The organism is Adlercreutzia muris (assembly GCF_041223505.1).
Classification (GTDB): Bacteria; Actinomycetota; Coriobacteriia; order Coriobacteriales; family Eggerthellaceae; genus Adlercreutzia; species Adlercreutzia muris.
In genome coordinates this window covers 124,950-139,516 of sequence record NZ_JBCLQK010000001.1, presented here as the reverse complement: position 1 = coordinate 139,516, position 14,567 = coordinate 124,950, and the positions used below count along the sequence as shown (strand labels likewise).

General features: G+C 66.4%; 12 protein-coding genes. 10 read left to right on the top strand and 2 right to left on the bottom strand.

What is annotated here, in order from left to right; all coding sequences use genetic code 11:
- Positions 1 to 46: 46 nt before the first annotated feature.
- Entirely contained in the window at positions 47 to 688 is a 642-nt protein-coding gene (locus tag AAK988_RS00530; protein WP_135970251.1) for a biotin transporter BioY, read from the top strand.
- Positions 689 to 796: 108 nt separating this feature from the next.
- On the opposite strand, the gene AAK988_RS00525 is transcribed toward AAK988_RS00530, so the two are convergent.
- Entirely contained in the window at positions 797 to 1,492 is a 696-nt protein-coding gene (locus AAK988_RS00525) for a response regulator transcription factor (RefSeq protein ID WP_028026943.1), read from the bottom strand.
- A 137-nt stretch (positions 1,493 to 1,629) separates the two neighbouring features.
- Between AAK988_RS00525 and AAK988_RS00520 the strand changes: the two genes are divergently transcribed.
- From AAK988_RS00520 to AAK988_RS00495, 6 genes are all read left to right on the top strand, one after another.
- Complete coding sequence (locus tag AAK988_RS00520) at positions 1,630 to 2,397, top strand: type III pantothenate kinase (protein WP_369873338.1); 768 nt, start codon at positions 1,630 to 1,632, stop codon at positions 2,395 to 2,397.
- A gap of 305 nt (positions 2,398 to 2,702) precedes the next feature.
- Positions 2,703 to 4,391, top strand: a complete 1,689-nt coding sequence (locus AAK988_RS00515; protein ID WP_160324592.1) for a formate--tetrahydrofolate ligase — start codon at positions 2,703 to 2,705, stop codon at positions 4,389 to 4,391.
- Between the two features lie 391 nt (positions 4,392 to 4,782).
- Positions 4,783 to 5,397: a cyclodeaminase/cyclohydrolase family protein gene (locus AAK988_RS00510; protein ID WP_160324591.1), complete on the top strand. Its 615-nt coding sequence runs from the start codon at positions 4,783 to 4,785 to the stop codon at positions 5,395 to 5,397.
- The gene (locus AAK988_RS00505; RefSeq protein WP_160324590.1) at positions 5,397 to 6,257 is read left to right on the top strand and encodes a bifunctional 5,10-methylenetetrahydrofolate dehydrogenase/5,10-methenyltetrahydrofolate cyclohydrolase; all 861 of its coding nucleotides are present in this window, start codon (positions 5,397 to 5,399) and stop codon (positions 6,255 to 6,257) included. Before AAK988_RS00510 ends, AAK988_RS00505 begins: the two co-directional genes overlap by 1 nt.
- Before the next feature lie 111 nt (positions 6,258 to 6,368).
- A complete protein-coding gene (locus tag AAK988_RS00500; protein ID WP_369873339.1) occupies positions 6,369 to 7,520 on the top strand; it encodes a hypothetical protein in 1,152 nt (383 codons plus the stop codon).
- The gene (locus AAK988_RS00495; protein WP_369873340.1) at positions 7,504 to 7,806 is read left to right on the top strand and encodes a helix-turn-helix domain-containing protein; all 303 of its coding nucleotides are present in this window, start codon (positions 7,504 to 7,506) and stop codon (positions 7,804 to 7,806) included. The genes AAK988_RS00500 and AAK988_RS00495 overlap by 17 nt, the downstream gene beginning before the upstream one ends.
- A 41-nt stretch (positions 7,807 to 7,847) precedes the next feature.
- Here the strand turns inward: AAK988_RS00495 and AAK988_RS00490 are convergent, their stop codons facing one another.
- Positions 7,848 to 9,542: an FAD-dependent oxidoreductase gene (locus tag AAK988_RS00490; RefSeq protein WP_369873341.1), complete on the bottom strand. Its 1,695-nt coding sequence runs from the start codon at positions 9,540 to 9,542 to the stop codon at positions 7,848 to 7,850.
- A 337-nt stretch (positions 9,543 to 9,879) separates the two neighbouring features.
- Between AAK988_RS00490 and AAK988_RS00485 the strand changes: the two genes are divergently transcribed.
- The 3 genes from AAK988_RS00485 (at position 9,880) to tsaD (ending at position 14,162) form a co-directional block, all read left to right on the top strand.
- The gene (locus tag AAK988_RS00485) at positions 9,880 to 10,701 is read left to right on the top strand and encodes a formate/nitrite transporter family protein (RefSeq protein ID WP_136432462.1); all 822 of its coding nucleotides are present in this window, start codon (positions 9,880 to 9,882) and stop codon (positions 10,699 to 10,701) included.
- A gap of 202 nt (positions 10,702 to 10,903) precedes the next feature.
- Positions 10,904 to 11,416 carry a tRNA (adenosine(37)-N6)-threonylcarbamoyltransferase complex ATPase subunit type 1 TsaE gene (gene tsaE, locus AAK988_RS00480; RefSeq protein ID WP_016309350.1) on the top strand — a complete coding sequence of 171 codons (513 nt, stop codon included), beginning with the start codon at positions 10,904 to 10,906 and terminating at the stop codon, positions 11,414 to 11,416.
- Between the two features lie 283 nt (positions 11,417 to 11,699).
- The gene (gene tsaD, locus AAK988_RS00475; RefSeq protein ID WP_369873342.1) at positions 11,700 to 14,162 is read left to right on the top strand and encodes a tRNA (adenosine(37)-N6)-threonylcarbamoyltransferase complex transferase subunit TsaD; all 2,463 of its coding nucleotides are present in this window, start codon (positions 11,700 to 11,702) and stop codon (positions 14,160 to 14,162) included.
- The last annotated feature ends 405 nt before the right edge of the window (positions 14,163 to 14,567 follow it).

Sequence of the window (14,567 nt, the reverse complement as noted above, 5' to 3'; positions counted from 1 at the left end):
CGCACGGCGTCCCGTAGTATCTCCCTCGTCGAAAGGAGATATGACCATGGAAACCGCACGCACGAAAACCAGCGCTTCCGCGCGCACCCGTTCCGTGGCCTTTGTAGGCCTGACCATTGCCATCATGGCGGTATCGGCATGGGTAACCGTACCTCTGGGGCCGGTGCCCTTCACGTTGCAGATGTTCGCCATCACCTTCGCCATCGTGGTGCTGCGGCCCAAGGAGGCCATCGCCGCCATCGCGGGCTATCTGCTCCTCGGCGCCGTGGGCGTGCCGGTGTTCTCCGGTATGCGCGGGGGCCTCGGGGTGCTGGCCGGTCCCACGGGCGGCTTTCTGTGGGGCTACCTCCTTGGCGTGAGCGCCGCGGTGCTGTTCCTGCATCTGGCGCGTCCGGGCCGCGGCTCGGGCCCCGCCCGCGGCCCGCGGCCCACGGCCGCCGAGCGGGCCGCCCTCGCGCCGGCCCAGCGGGCCGTGGCGTTCCTGCGCGCCTTCGGGGTCGATCTGGCGGCCGGCCTCATCTTCACGGCCGTGGCCTACGTCTGCGGCTGCGTCCAGTACATGGCCGTGGGTCAGGTGGACCTCATGACGGCCTTCCTCACGGCTGTGGCCCCCTTCATGGTGGTGGACGCCTGCAAGATCGTGGCCGCCGTCATCTGCGCCGACGCCGTGAAGGCCGTGGTGAAGTAGGCCGTTTGGGCGAATTGGAATATGCGCCGCCCTCTGATCGGGAGGCGTGACAACAAGCAAGGGGCTCCCATCTGGGAGCCCCTTGGCGCTTAAGATGAGGTGCGTTGGTTACGCCTTGAAGCGGTAGCCGTAGCCGCGGACGGTCTCCACGAGGGCCGGATCGTAGCCGGCGGCGTGGATCTTGTCGCGCAGGCGCTTGATGTGGGTGTCCACGGTCTTCGTCTCGGTGAGGTACTCCCAGCCCCAGGCGTCGCGGAGCAAGTCCTCGCGGGAGACCACCTTGCCGGCGCTCTTCATGAGGCTTGCGAGCAGCTCGAACTCGCGCGGGGTGAGGTCGATCTCGCCGTGATCGCCGGCGGCGGTGTGAGCATCCTCGTCAAGGGTGATGCCCGAGGCGGTGATGGAGTTGGAGGCACCGGGGAACTCGCCGCCCTGACCGCGGCGAAGCAGGGCGCGTACGCGGGCGATGAGCTCGCGCACGCCGAAGGGCTTGGCGAGGTAATCGTCGCCGCCGATCTCCAGGCCGACGACCTTGTCGAGCTCGGTATCGCGGGCCGACAGGAACAGCACGGGGGCCGTAGTTTTGGAACGAAGGCGGCGGCACAGCTCGTAGCCGTCCATTCCCGGCAACATGATGTCGAGGACGAACAGATCGTAGTTGTTCGCGCTCGCGAGGGCGAAGGCCTCCTCGCCGTTGTCGACGACGTCGGCGTCGTAGCCTTCCTTCCGCAACGCGTAGCTGACGAATTCAGTGATCGATGGCTCGTCGTCAACGACAAGGATTCGGCTCGGTGTCTCAATCATAATCTTGCCTTTCTCTCGTCATGTCGACGATTGCCCTGCGGGGGCAGATCGTTTAATCCTTGATATAATCAAGCACCGTGTTCACTATAAACACTGTGTCATATTTTACTGGAAAACTGAGGAAGATTGTCATAATTATGTTACTTGCTATTGACATAGGGAATACCCATACCGTTATCGGGGCCTACGACGGTGAGCGACTCGCTGCCATGTGGCGCGTGGCCACGGATCGTTCGGTGACCGCCGACCAGCTGCGGGCGACCCTTTCCTCGCTTTTCGCCCTGGATGATCTCACCCTGACCGAGGTGCGGGCCTCGGCTGTGGCCTCGGTGGTGCCCCAGCTCAGCCGCGCATGGATACAGGCCATCGCCGACGCCACGGGCACCGCGCCCCTTGTGTGCTCGGCCGAGACGGCCGCCGGGCTCTTCGAGGCCGACTACCCCCGTCCTCACGAGATCGGCGCCGATCGCGTGGCCGACGCCGTGGCCGCCCGCAGCCTCTATGGGGCCCCGGTCGTGGTGGTCGATTTCGGCACCGCCACCAACATCGAGGTGATCGACGGCGAGGGGCGCTTCCGTGGCGGCGTCATCGCGCCGGGCGTGCAGACCTCGGCCAACGCCCTATTCGCCTGTGGGGCCCAGCTGCCCGACATCGCGCTGGTGGTGCCTCCGGCCCCCATCGGCACCTCCACGGTGGAGGCCATCCAGGCCGGCATCATGCTGGGGGAGGCCGACCGGGTGGACGGTCTGGTGCGCCGCATCTTTGCCCAGCTGGGCTACGAGGCCCCGGTCATCGCCACGGGCGGCCTGGCCCCGGTGGTGGCGCCCCATTCCGCCACCATCTCCGCAGTGAACCCGGAGCTGACCCTCCACGGCCTGCGCCTCATCGCCGAGCGGGCCCAATAGGGGGGCTCTGGCACTGCGGGCACGGGAACCGCGCCCGATCGGCGTCGGGAGGGGCGGGCGCTGTCGTCCTGTCTCGGGCCGCCGGCCCCGATGCCGGCGCGGAACGCATCGCGGGAGCGGTCGCGTCCGGCCTTGCTGCCGGCGCAGGGCCGTATCGCGGGGAAGTTGTGCCCTTGGGGGAACGGTGCGGGCCACCGTGCGGTTCCATGGCTAGAATGGGGATGCGCCCGCAGCGTGCGGGCACATTCGTCCAAGGAGGCTGCCAGGACGTTCCCGGCGCCGCGACATGAGAAAGAGGGCCCGACGTGTTGACCGACATTGAAATTGCCCAGGCGACCGAACCGAAACCCATTGGCGAGATCGCCGCCATTGCCGGCGTCGACGAGAAGTACCTTGAGCTGTACGGCAACTACAAGGCCAAGGTGGATTTCAACCTCCTGCGCGACGAGGAGCACGCCCCGGGCAAGCTCATCCTGGTGACCGCCATCAACCCCACGCCCGCCGGCGAGGGCAAGACCACCACCACCGTCGGGCTCGCCGATGCCCTGGCCCAGCGCGGCAAGAACGTGGTCGTGGCCCTGCGCGAGCCGTCGCTCGGGCCCGTGTTCGGCATCAAGGGCGGCGCTGCCGGCGGCGGGTACGCCCAGGTGGTGCCCATGGAGGACATCAACCTGCACTTCACCGGCGACTTCCACGCCATCGGGGCTGCCAACAACCTGCTCGCGGCTTTGCTGGACGCCCATATCCAGAACGGCAACGAGCTGAACATCGATGTCCGCAAGATCACCTGGAAGCGCGTGGTGGACATGAACGACCGCCAGCTGCGCCACATCGTGGACGGCCTCGGCGGCAAGGCCCACGGTGTGCCCCGCGAGGACGGCTTCGACATCACCGTGGCCAGCGAGGTCATGGCCATCTTCTGTTTGGCCACCTCCATCACCGACCTGAAGGAGCGTTTGGGCCGCATCGTGGTGGGCTACACCTACGATGACGCGCCGGTCACGGCCCACGACCTGAAGGCCGAGGGCGCCATGGCCGCGCTTCTGAAGGACGCCCTGAAGCCGAACCTCGTGCAGACGCTGGAGGGCACCCCGGCCTTCGTGCACGGCGGCCCTTTCGCCAACATCGCCCACGGCTGCAACTCCATCATGGCCACCCGCATGGCCATGGCGCTCGGCGACTACTGCGTGACCGAGGCCGGCTTCGGCGCCGATCTGGGCGCGGAGAAGTTCCTCGACATCAAGTGCCGCCTGGCCGGCCTCGCGCCCGATGCCGTGGTGGTGGTGGCCACCGTGCGCGCGCTCAAGAACCACGGCGGCGTGGACAAGGCCGACCTGAACGAGGAGAACCTGGAAGCGCTGGAGGCGGGCTTGCCGAACCTGCTGCAGCACGTGGAGAACATCACGAATGTGTACAACCTGCCCTGCGTGGTGGCTATCAACGCCTTCCCGACCGACACCAGGGCCGAGCTGGATTTGGTGGAGGCCAAGTGCCGCGAGCTGGGCGTGAACGTGGCCCTGTCCGAGGTGTGGGCCAAGGGCGGCGAGGGCGGCCTGGCCCTGGCCGACGAAGTGGTGGCCCTCTGCGAGAACGGAGACGCGGCCGGCCGCTCGGCCGAGACGTTCTCGTTCTCCTATGAGAGCGACCTTTCCATCGCCGAGAAGATCGAGGCCATTGCCAAGCGGGTCTACCGGGCCGACGGCGTGGTGTTCGAGCCGGCCGCGCAGAAGGAGATCGCGTCGTTGGAGGCCCTGGGCTTCGGGGCCATGCCCGTGTGCATGGCCAAGACCCAGTACTCGTTCTCGGACGATGCCACGAAGCTGGGCGCTCCCCGCGACTTCACCGTCACGGTGCGCCAGGTGAAGGTGTCGGCCGGTGCCGGCTTCATCGTGGCGCTGACTGGCTCCATTATGACCATGCCCGGCCTGGGCAAGGCCCCGGCCGCCCATAAGATTGACGTGCTGGAAGACGGCACCATTGTTGGGTTGTTCTAGGCAATAAATAGCATGTAAAAACAGCCCCTAGGCGAATAGCTTGGGGCTGTTTTCGTGTTAGAATGGCGGCACTGGCAAAGTCCGATGCGGGCGGCGCTTCTTGAGAGAGGAGTGACGCCTTATGCTGAAAGAAGTTCTCATTCTCGTTTTAACGGCACTGCCCAACTGGATGGCCCTGGCGCTTATGGGGCTCGACAGGTACGAGCGATGGAAGTATAAGCAATCGGATGGAGCGGGAGAACAGTAAAAAGCCCGGCGGCAACCGGGCTTAATCGTCAACACCGCGCCGCCCGTACCCAGGCTAGCAACCTACGGGCTTTGCCAGTGCCCTTGCAGTATAGCTGATTTTTTTACGAAAGACAATGGGTCGAAGCGTGCGATTGGGAGAATCATGGTAAACACCGAGTTCATCGAGGCGCTGGCGTCGAAGGCGCCCACACCGGGCGGGGGCGGGGCGAGCGCCTACGTGGGGGTCCTGGCGAGTGCCCTGGCCTCCATGGTGGGCAACCTCACCGTGGGGAAAAAGAAGTACGCTGACGCGGAGGAGCGCGTGCAGGCCGAACTGTTGGAATTGGAGGCCACGCGCTTGCGCCTTTTGGAGCTCATCGATGCCGATGCCGAGGCCTTCGCGCCGCTGGCCGCGGCCTATGGTATGGCCCGCGATACCGATGGGGCCGCAGCTGCTCAGCGAGCGGCCCTGCAAGTGGCCCTCGTGGATGCCTGCGAGGTGCCGCTGGAGATTATGCGCCAGTGCGTGCAGGTGATCGAGTCCTGCGTGTTCATGGCGAAGCACGGCTCGGTACTGGCCGTGTCCGATGCCGGAGCTGGGGCGGTGCTGGCAAAGGCGGCCCTTCTGGCGGCCAGCCTGAACGTGCGCATCAACATCGGCTCCATGGACGACGAGGCCCGGGCCGCCGCCTATCGCGAGCAGATGGAGGACCTCATCGCCGCTGGCAGCGCCCTGGCCGACGATGTGTATGCCGACGTGGTGGAGAGGCTGGGATAATGGCGAAGCTGCTCACTGGTAAGGAAGTGTCGGCGGCTCTGGCCGACGATCTGGCGCCCCGCATCGAGCGCCTGTCCGCGGTCGGCGTGACTCCGACGCTGGCCATCGTGCGGGTGGGAGTGCGTCCGGACGATCTGTCCTACGAGCGCACCGCGTGCAAGCGGGCCGAGGCCTTGGGGCTCGCCGTGCGCCGCTTCGAGCTGCCGGCCGATGCCCCCCAAGGCGAGCTGGAAGCGGTGATCGACGCGGTGAACGCCGACGACGGCATCCACGGCTGCCTCATGTTCCGCCCCTTGCCCCCCTCCATGGACGAGCGGGCCGTGTGCGATCGACTGGCCCCGGAAAAGGACATCGACGGCATCGGCTCGGCATCGCTGGCCGGGGTGTTCGCCGATACGGGGGAGGGCTTCCCCCCGGCCACGGCCCGGGCCTGCCTGGAGACCCTGGACTTCTACGACATTCCCGTTAAGGGCAAGCGGGTGGTGGTGCTCGGCCGCAGCCTGGTGATCGGGCGGCCCGTGGCCATGATGCTGTTGGCCCGCCACGCCACGGTCACCCTGGCCCATTCCCGTACCGAGGACGCGGCGGCTCACACCCGTGAGGCCGACATCGTCGTGTGCGCCACGGGCCGGCCCCGCGCTTTCGGGCCGGAGTACTTCGCTCCGGGCCAGACGGTGCTCGACGTGGGAATCAACTTCGACGAGGCGGGCAACCTCTGCGGCGATGTGGACTTCGACGCCGTGGAGCCCGTGCTGGGGCCCGAAGGCGCCATCACGCCGGTGCCCCGGGGTCTCGGCGGCGTGACTACCACGGTTACCATGGCCCATGTGGTGCAGGCGGCCGAGGCTGGGCAGCGCTAGGGGCGGACGACTCGTGAAACGAGCCTTGCCCCTTGGGAGCAGATAGCGGGTATAATGGTGGCGGCCCCCCTGGGGCCGCGCGCGACCGGTTCTGATTCGAGGGGAGAGAGGTTGAACAAGCTGCGCATCCTGCTGCTCGCGTTGGCCTACGCCTGCTTTTGGGCGTTGTTCGTGCTGTTTCCCTACCCGTCGAACGTAGTGCCCGAATCCTATACCTCCTACGATGCGGCCCCTGTATTCGCCAGCAGCGTTGTCACGCTCGTTACGATGGCCCTTTCAGGCGGGGTTCTCGTAGCGCTTCGTGACGGTCTGGCCGAGCGGGTGGCCGGAAGCACGATGGCTGTCGTTGGGTCCGGCGCCGCGCTGCTTGCCTGCGGCGCCGCGCTCATTGTCAGCGCTCATATCGGAGCGATACCGCTTTGGCTGATGGTCGCCTATCCCGCCATCATGGCGATCTATGGCGTGGTGGCCGCCGTTGCCCTTGCGGGGGCATCGCGGCGTTTGTCTTCTCGGGACAACGCCGTCGTGCTCGCCCTCTCCCTGTTCCTGTCGTTCCTGATCGGCGAGGCTATCGTGGCGCTTACGGATCCTCTGCCCACCGGGGAGGTCTCCAACCCGCTCATGCCCGCCTTGGGCGGTGTCTTCCTGGTGATTCTCGGCCGCCTCGGCCGCAGTGATGCCGAGCCGCCGTCTCCGCCACGCCCTGCGTCGTCGCTTTCGGGTCGTGCTGCTGCGCTCGCGGCTGCCATTCTACTGTGCTACCTGCTGGGAAGCGGGGCGTTCATGAGCCTCTCGTCGGTGGCTCGGGGTGAGACGTGGTTTTCCGATGGGTGGATCCATTGCGCCATCGCCCTTGGGCTCTACCCGGCTTTTTGCCTCTGCGCATTCGCTGCATGGCGCCAGGGTCGCGCGGGCTATCCGTGGCTCGGTTTCTTCATCCTCTGCATCGCCTGCCTCTATTGCACCGCCCTGCTGTATGCGCCGCTGGCCGTCCTATGCCGAGCTTTGATCCTGTCGAGCCGTCCCATGGCCATCATGCTGCTGTGGGTGGCGGTTCAAGAGGGGATGCGCGCGCGGTCTTCCTTGGTGGCAGTCCGCGGTTGTCGCGCCCATGCTCACCGTTGCCGTCGATTGCGCCATTCACGCCATCGGACTTGTCGGGCTCCCTTCCGCTCAGATGGATTCAGTCGTCAATGCCGTCATGCTCGTTACGGCCTTTGTCATGACGCTGGGGATGCTCTGGTTCGTGCGACTGCGCCTTGACGGCACGGATCCCGCGCGCTCTGGGTACCTTGCGGGTGCCATCGATGTGTCGGCGGTTATCGCCGCTTTGGCCGACGAACATGGCTTGAGCGAGCGGGAGGGCGAAGTGCTCGGGCTGCTCTACCGCGGTAACACCCAGAAAAAGATTGCCGAGCGCTTGTTCCTGTCGGTGAACAGCATCCAAACCTATGCAAAGAGCCTCTATCGAAAGCTCGGCGTGCACTCGCGTCAAGAGCTCATCGACATGGTGAACGAGGCTATGGACAAAGGCGACCGGGCCCGCTGAGGGGCCCGGTCGCAGGGGGGGGGAGGGCGAAAAGTGGTCGATTACCAGACCGAGATGGCCGTGGCGCAAGCGGGGCTGTCCCAGGCGTAGCCGCCGTCTTCCCCGATGAAGGAGTCGGCGATAGAATCGAAGCTCGCCGGGTTCGAGGGTGTCATGTCACCGGTTAGCGCGTGGATGACGGTGTAGCGTCCGGCGGTGAAGATATGCGCGTTCGAGAAGCCGCCCGGCATGTTCCAGTTGATGCCCCCGCAGGGGTTGCCCGCCTGGATGCCGGCGGCGTAGAGGCCGGGAATGGGATTGCCCTCGCCGTCGGTCACTCGGTAGCGGTTGTCCACCACGATACCGGCGTTGATGCCCGAGATGCCCACATCTCCCTTGATGCAGAAGAACGGGGGAGTGTCTATGGCCGCCATGTCGGATCCGGCCACGCCGAAATCGTCGTCGGCGCCCTTGGCACACAACTCGTTGTATCGCTCGATGCTGGCCACTCCCTCCTGGACGGGAATGCCGGCCGCCTCGCAGAGCTCCTCGAGGGTATTCCCCGACACCACCGTTTCGGGATCCATCCAGGCGCTGCCCTCGCCTACGAGGGCCACCGGCGGTACGCCGGGGATGCCCTCCACGGCGCCTTCGGTCTTAGAGTCGAAGATGCGGTAGTGGATGCCGCGATCCTCGGGTTTGTAGGTGGCGGACATGGAGATGTTCAGGCTGCTCATCGGAATGGTTTCGTTGCAGAAGCGCTTGCCGTTGACATCGAGGGCCAGGAAGGGATAGAACATGAAGGGGCCGATATAGTTGGTGTGGATCTGCCGGGCGTGTCCGAGCGGTGCCATGCGCCCGCCTGCCAGAATGCCGAGGATGTGCCCGTCGCCTGTGTGGTTGACCAGGCAGAGGGGGAACATGGACGCATCGCGCATGTTCCGATCCACCATAGACTCGTTGTTCATGTAATCGCCGGCGGCCAGCACTACGCCCTTTGTGGCGGTGAGCTTCACATAGGTGCCGTCTTTTTGCTTGCCGATGGCGCCGGTGATGGTGCCGTCCTCTTCCTGGACGAGCTGCACGCAGGGGGTTTCGTAGTAGAACGTGGCACCGCCGTCGGCTGCCTTTTGGGCGAGAGCGGTCATGAGGTCCTGATTCGAGGCTTGGGTCGCGTCGCAAACGGCGACAACGCTGCCGTCATCGTAGCGGATGGAGCTGTCGGTGAGGAACTCGATGGGCTCGATGCCGACGGAGCGGCCCTGGGATATCACCCACGGCACGGCTTCCTCGGCGTATTCCACATAGTAGTCGAACAAGTCGTTGTTGATCCTCCAGTCGTTAAGGCGGGCCCAGTCGCTGCGCCAGCGCTTGATGCCGGCGGGGGTGGAGTGCTCTTTCGCGACGAAGGAGCAGCCGTTGCCATTGGCGGACACCACGGCCTCTTTCTGGAGACAGGCTACCTTTGCGCCCTCTTCCACGGCGGTAAGTACGGCGGGCACGCCGGCGCAGCCCGCGCCTACTACGACGATGTCGTAGGTTTCCTCGGCGGCGAACTCGGTGATCGGCTCGCGCTCTATGATGCTGAAATCGAAGTCGCTCTCCTTGAGGTCGGTGGGAAGCTCGTCGTTTGCGGTGTCGGCCAATTTCCCGCTTGCAGTGGCGGATGGGGCGCACCCCGCCATTCCCAGCAGGGCGGTTCCGGCCGCTGCGCCGATGCCGCCTTTGATGAACATTCTGCGATCCATGGTCTGCATGAGTCCCTCCTTGCACTGTTTCTTGGACGCGGACTGCGGTGCCCGAACGTCTCTTGCCAGTGATCATCATGGCCCATGAAGCCGGCTCGCGCTTCCCATGGAATGGGGATAGTTTTGCTCGGAGTGCTTCCCATAAAATGGGGAAGCACCTGTATGGAGGCGCTTTTGGAAACAGTGCCCGCATCTTCGCATTCGCCGTGCGAAGCTGGATGGGAATTGCGGGAAAAGACAAAGGAGGTCGTGCCGTCAGCCGATTAGCGCAATGATGACGCAGCGTCAGAGGCTTTCTCGTGAAATGATATGTCTTTCACTGACATTCACGAGAAGGAGAGCGATCATGCCCATCTTCACGCCCACCGAGATCACCGACAACTACATGAAGGCTTCGGTGGGGAAGGCGGCATCGCCGGCGTGGCGCCTGTTCGTCCTCGCCGTGGCCGCAGGTCTGCTCATCGGTCTGGGCGGCGTGACCTCCTCCACGGCGGCCCACGCCCTCGACAACGCCGGCATGGTGCGCCTCGTATCGGGCCTCATCTTCCCTGTGGGACTCATGATGGTCATCCTCATGGGCACCGAGCTGTTCACGGGCAACGCCCTTATGATCACGGCGGCGCTGGACGGCCGCATCACCTGGGGGCGTCTGCTGCGCAATTGGGGCATCGTGTTCGCCGGCAACCTCGTGGGTGCGGTGCTTCTGGCCGCCTGCATGGCATTCTTCGGCCAGCTGAACATCGGCGGGGGCGACTTGGCTGTGTACACGGCCAAGGTGGCGGCCGCAAAGAACGGGCTGCCGTGGGCGAACGCCTTCGTGCTGGGCATCTTTTGCAACCTCATGGTGTGCATCGCGGTGTACCAGGCCAACACCGCCCAGGACACCGCCGGTCGCATCCTCGGCATCTTCTTCCCCATCATGGGGTTTGTGCTGGCCGGCTTCGAGCACTGCGTGGCCGACATGTACTATGTGCCGGCGGGCATCTTCGCCTATATGAACCCGGCCTACACCGGCATGATCGACGCGGCCGGCATCAACACGGCCCTGCTCACCTTCGGGGACTTCATCGCGGCGAACCTCATTCCCGTCACGCTCGGCAACATCGTGGGCGGCGTGCTCGTGGGCGCGACCATGTACGCCTGTCACCGCACCAAGTCCGCGAAGTAGCTTTCCCGGGGCATCGCGCGGGCAAGCGGGCGCGAGCGGGAACGGCGTGCCGTCTGGCGGAGGCGGCACCGGTCTTCTCGGCCGGAACCGCTGTGGGGTCCCCAGCCTAAGAAATCGTAAGGAATATGGGTAATTCGGTCGGGTTTTGCGCGTTTGCCCTGGCGGGACTTGCGCTATGGGGCGCGAGCCGTAAGATAGGGCCATGGCAAACGGACTGACATACCAGCGCACCACTTCCACCCCCGAGGCGACCAAGCAGCTCGCCTCTACGTTGGCCCCCTACCTGCATCCGGGCGATGTGGTGGTGCTCGATGGCGACTTGGGCGCCGGTAAGACCCAGTTCGTGCAGGGGGTGGCCGCCGCCCTCGGCGTGCGCTCGCCGGTCACGAGTCCCACCTTTAACATTCTGCTGGAATACGGCGAGGGCCGCATTCCCGTGCGCCATTATGATCTGTACCGGCTGGACGATCGTTTCCAGCTGGAGGACATCGACTACTACAGCGCCATCGACGGCGACGGCGACGGAGTTGCCTTCGTGGAATGGGCCGAGAAGTTCCCCGAGGACATGCCCTACGACTACCTGGAGCTGACTGTTACCGTTGAGTCCGACGAGTCTCGCCGTATCGTGGCCCATTCCTACGGCAGCCGCGCTCGTCAGCTTCTGTGCGTGTGGGCCAACGACTCCAAGGCGCGTTTGGGGAAGTGCAAGCTGTAGGCACCTGTGCCGCCGGCTGCTGTCCTGTGTTTCGCCTGCGGCGAGCCAAGGGCCGCGAGATGCGGGAAATGACGTTTTCGCGAGCCGAGGGGGCCGGCGCGCCTCTCTTTCCGGGCCAAAACCTCGCTCGAACATGCTTGCGGTCGCAGACGAACTCGCTCAACCGTCATTTTTTGCATCTCGCGTCGGCAGCTGTGCGCCGCGGCCCGTGTCGCACGGCGGCTCGCGGGGGCTGCGGTACAATACCGGGGCGAAATACCGACATGGCATGGAAGAGGTTTCCGTGAGTACAGCTGAACACTCCTTCGTTCTCGCTTTCGACACCGCCAACGAGGTCATTGCCCTGGGGCTCGGGCTGCTCGATGCCGACAGGTCCGCGGTGACGATCGTGGCCTCGGCGGAAGTGGAGGCGCGGCGGGCCTCGAACACCCAGCTCGTTCCCCGTATCGATCGCCTGTGCGCCGAAGCGGGCGTGGCCCGCGACGAGATCGCCTGCGTGGCCGTGGGCCGCGGGCCGGGGTCGTTTACCGGCGTGCGCATCGCCCTCGCCACGGCCAAGGGCATCGCGAGCGCCCTGGGCGCGGCCCTTGTGGGGGTCTCTTCCTTGGATGCCGTGGCTTGGGGCCTGTGGGACGCGGGTCTGCGCGGCACCGGTGCGGTGGTGGCCGACGCCATGCGCCGGGAGGTGTACCCGGTGCGCTTCTCGCTGACCGATGACGGCGCCATGCGCCTGACGGCCGACCGGGTGGTGAAGGCCGCCGAGGCCGCCGAAGAGCTGGCTGCGGGCGGCTCGGCGGATTTCGTTGCCGGCGACGGACTGCGCAAGTACGGCGACTTGTTCGCTGGCGCGGGTCCCTTCGCGCCCGAGGACCGGTGGGCGCCGACGGGCCGCGGCCTGCTGCAGGCGGTGCAGGCGGCCTGGCGGGCGGGACAGTGCGACCCCCTCGACGCGCGCCGGCACGATCCCGGTCTGCTGCTGCCGGTGTACACGCGCCTGTCCGACGCCGAGGAGAACGAGCGGCAGCGCCTGGCCCGGGCCGACGACGCCCTGGCGGGCAAGCGCGGCAGCAAACATGTGACCATGAACGACACGGCCATCGCCAACGCCCGGGCCAACGGCGAGGGCATTGCCTACAAGCCCCTGGACGCGCGGCACGGAGCCGACGTGGCGGCCCTGGAAGCCGCGGTGATGGGAACCGACGCATGGAGCGAGGCTCTGGTGGTCGACGAGCTGGGACGATCCGACCGCGTGTGGTGGGCCGCCTACGCCGCCGACCCGAAGATGCCGCTTACGGCCGACGCGCCCTTGGTGGGCTATGCCGGCGGCTGGGTAGTGGACGGCGACGTGCAGATTCTGAAGGTAGGGATCGATCCGGACTGGCGCCGCCGCGGCGTTGCCCGGATGCTGCTGGCCCGCGTGGCCGACGACGCGCGCAACCTGGGGGCCCGCACCTGCTCGCTGGAAGTGCGCGCGGCCAACGCGGGCGCCCAGGCGCTCTACGGGGCCCTCGGCCTGACTGTGGCGGGGAAGCGCCCGCGCTACTATTCCGACGGGGAGGATGCCGTCATCATGACGGGCCCGCTGCCCACCCTGGCCCTGGCGGCCCTGCCCAACGGGGAGCCGGCTGCACTGGTGCCCGCGTCCGAGCCAGGGCCGGGAACGGCACCCGGCGGAAGCGCTCCGGAAGGGGAGGCGGCCGCCGCAATGCGTCCGCTCATCCTCGCCATTGAGTCGTCCTGCGACGAGACCGCCGCCGCCGTCATCGACGGTACGGGTGCGCTGCGCTCCGATGTGGTGGCGACTCAGGTGGACTTCCACGCCCGCTTCGGCGGAGTGGTGCCCGAGATTGCCAGCCGCAAGCATATCGAGGCCATCTGCGGCGTGTGCGACGAGGCCCTGGACCGGGCCGCGGAAAGCCTCGGCTGCGCCGCCCTGGCCTGGCGCGACCTGGATGCCGTGGCCGTCACCTATGCCCCGGGGCTCGTGGGAGCGCTCGTGGTGGGGGTGGCCTTCGCCAAGGGGGCGGCCTGGGGCGCCGATCTTCCCTTCATCGTTGTGAACCACCTGGAGGGGCACCTCTACGCCAACAAGATCGGCCTGGAGGACTTTGCTCCCCCGGCGGTGGTGTCGCTGGTGTCCGGCGGCAACACCATGCTCGTGTATATGGCCGGCTGGGGCGACTACCGCGTGCTCGGTGCCACCATCGACGACGCGGTAGGTGAGGCCTTCGACAAGGTGGCCAAGGCCCTGGGGCTCGGTTATCCGGGCGGCCCGGTGGTGTCGAAGTTCGCCGCCGAGGGCGACCCCGCGGCCATTTCCTTCCCCCGGGCCATGCTGCATTCGGGAGATTTGCGCTTCTCGCTTTCAGGCTTGAAGACCGCCGTGGTCACCTACATCAACAACGAGCGCGAGGCGGGCCGCCCGCTGAACGTGCCCGACATCTGCGCGAGCTTCACGGCCGCCGTGGTGGACGTGCAGGTGGCCAAGGCCCGGACGGCCCTGGAAGAGACCGGGGCGCCGACGTTCTGCCTCGGCGGCGGCGTGGCGGCCAACCCGACGCTGCGGGCGGCCTACGGGCGGCTCTGCGCCGAGATGGGGGTGCGGCTCGTGATGCCCCCGCTGGCCTCCTGCGGCGACAACGCCGGCATGATCGCGGAAGTGGCCCTCGACCGCTATCGCGCCGGAGCCTTCTCGCCCCTTTCCACCGACGCGGCGGCCCACGGCGATTTGGAAGAGCCCTACTGAGCCATCAAACCCGTACTGGTGACGTTCCGCTGCGGAAGGGGAGGGCCCGCGGCGGACGTCTGAGCGCCCCTTGGAGAATGCGGCCGTTAAGAAGCAGATTCCACTTCAGCAGCAGCGATGGCGGGATGGTGCCGGCCTGCGTGCATCAGCTTCTCTGCTTCTGTTGCCGCATTCGGAAAGGGATCAGCGCGAAGTCGGCCGCCGCGGGCCCTCCCCTTCCGCGACGCCGGGGCATCCCGCCTGTCTTAATACTCCCTTAATACCCGAGCGCGAACCTTAAGGGCGCGTTTATCCCCTTTTTCCTAGACTAGGTTCCATCCGGTGCGGAAGGCCGAGAACGGCGCCGCACCGCCTGTGACGGTGCGGCCCTGCGGGGCCCTGAGCGAAAGGGGAGCGCCATGGCGT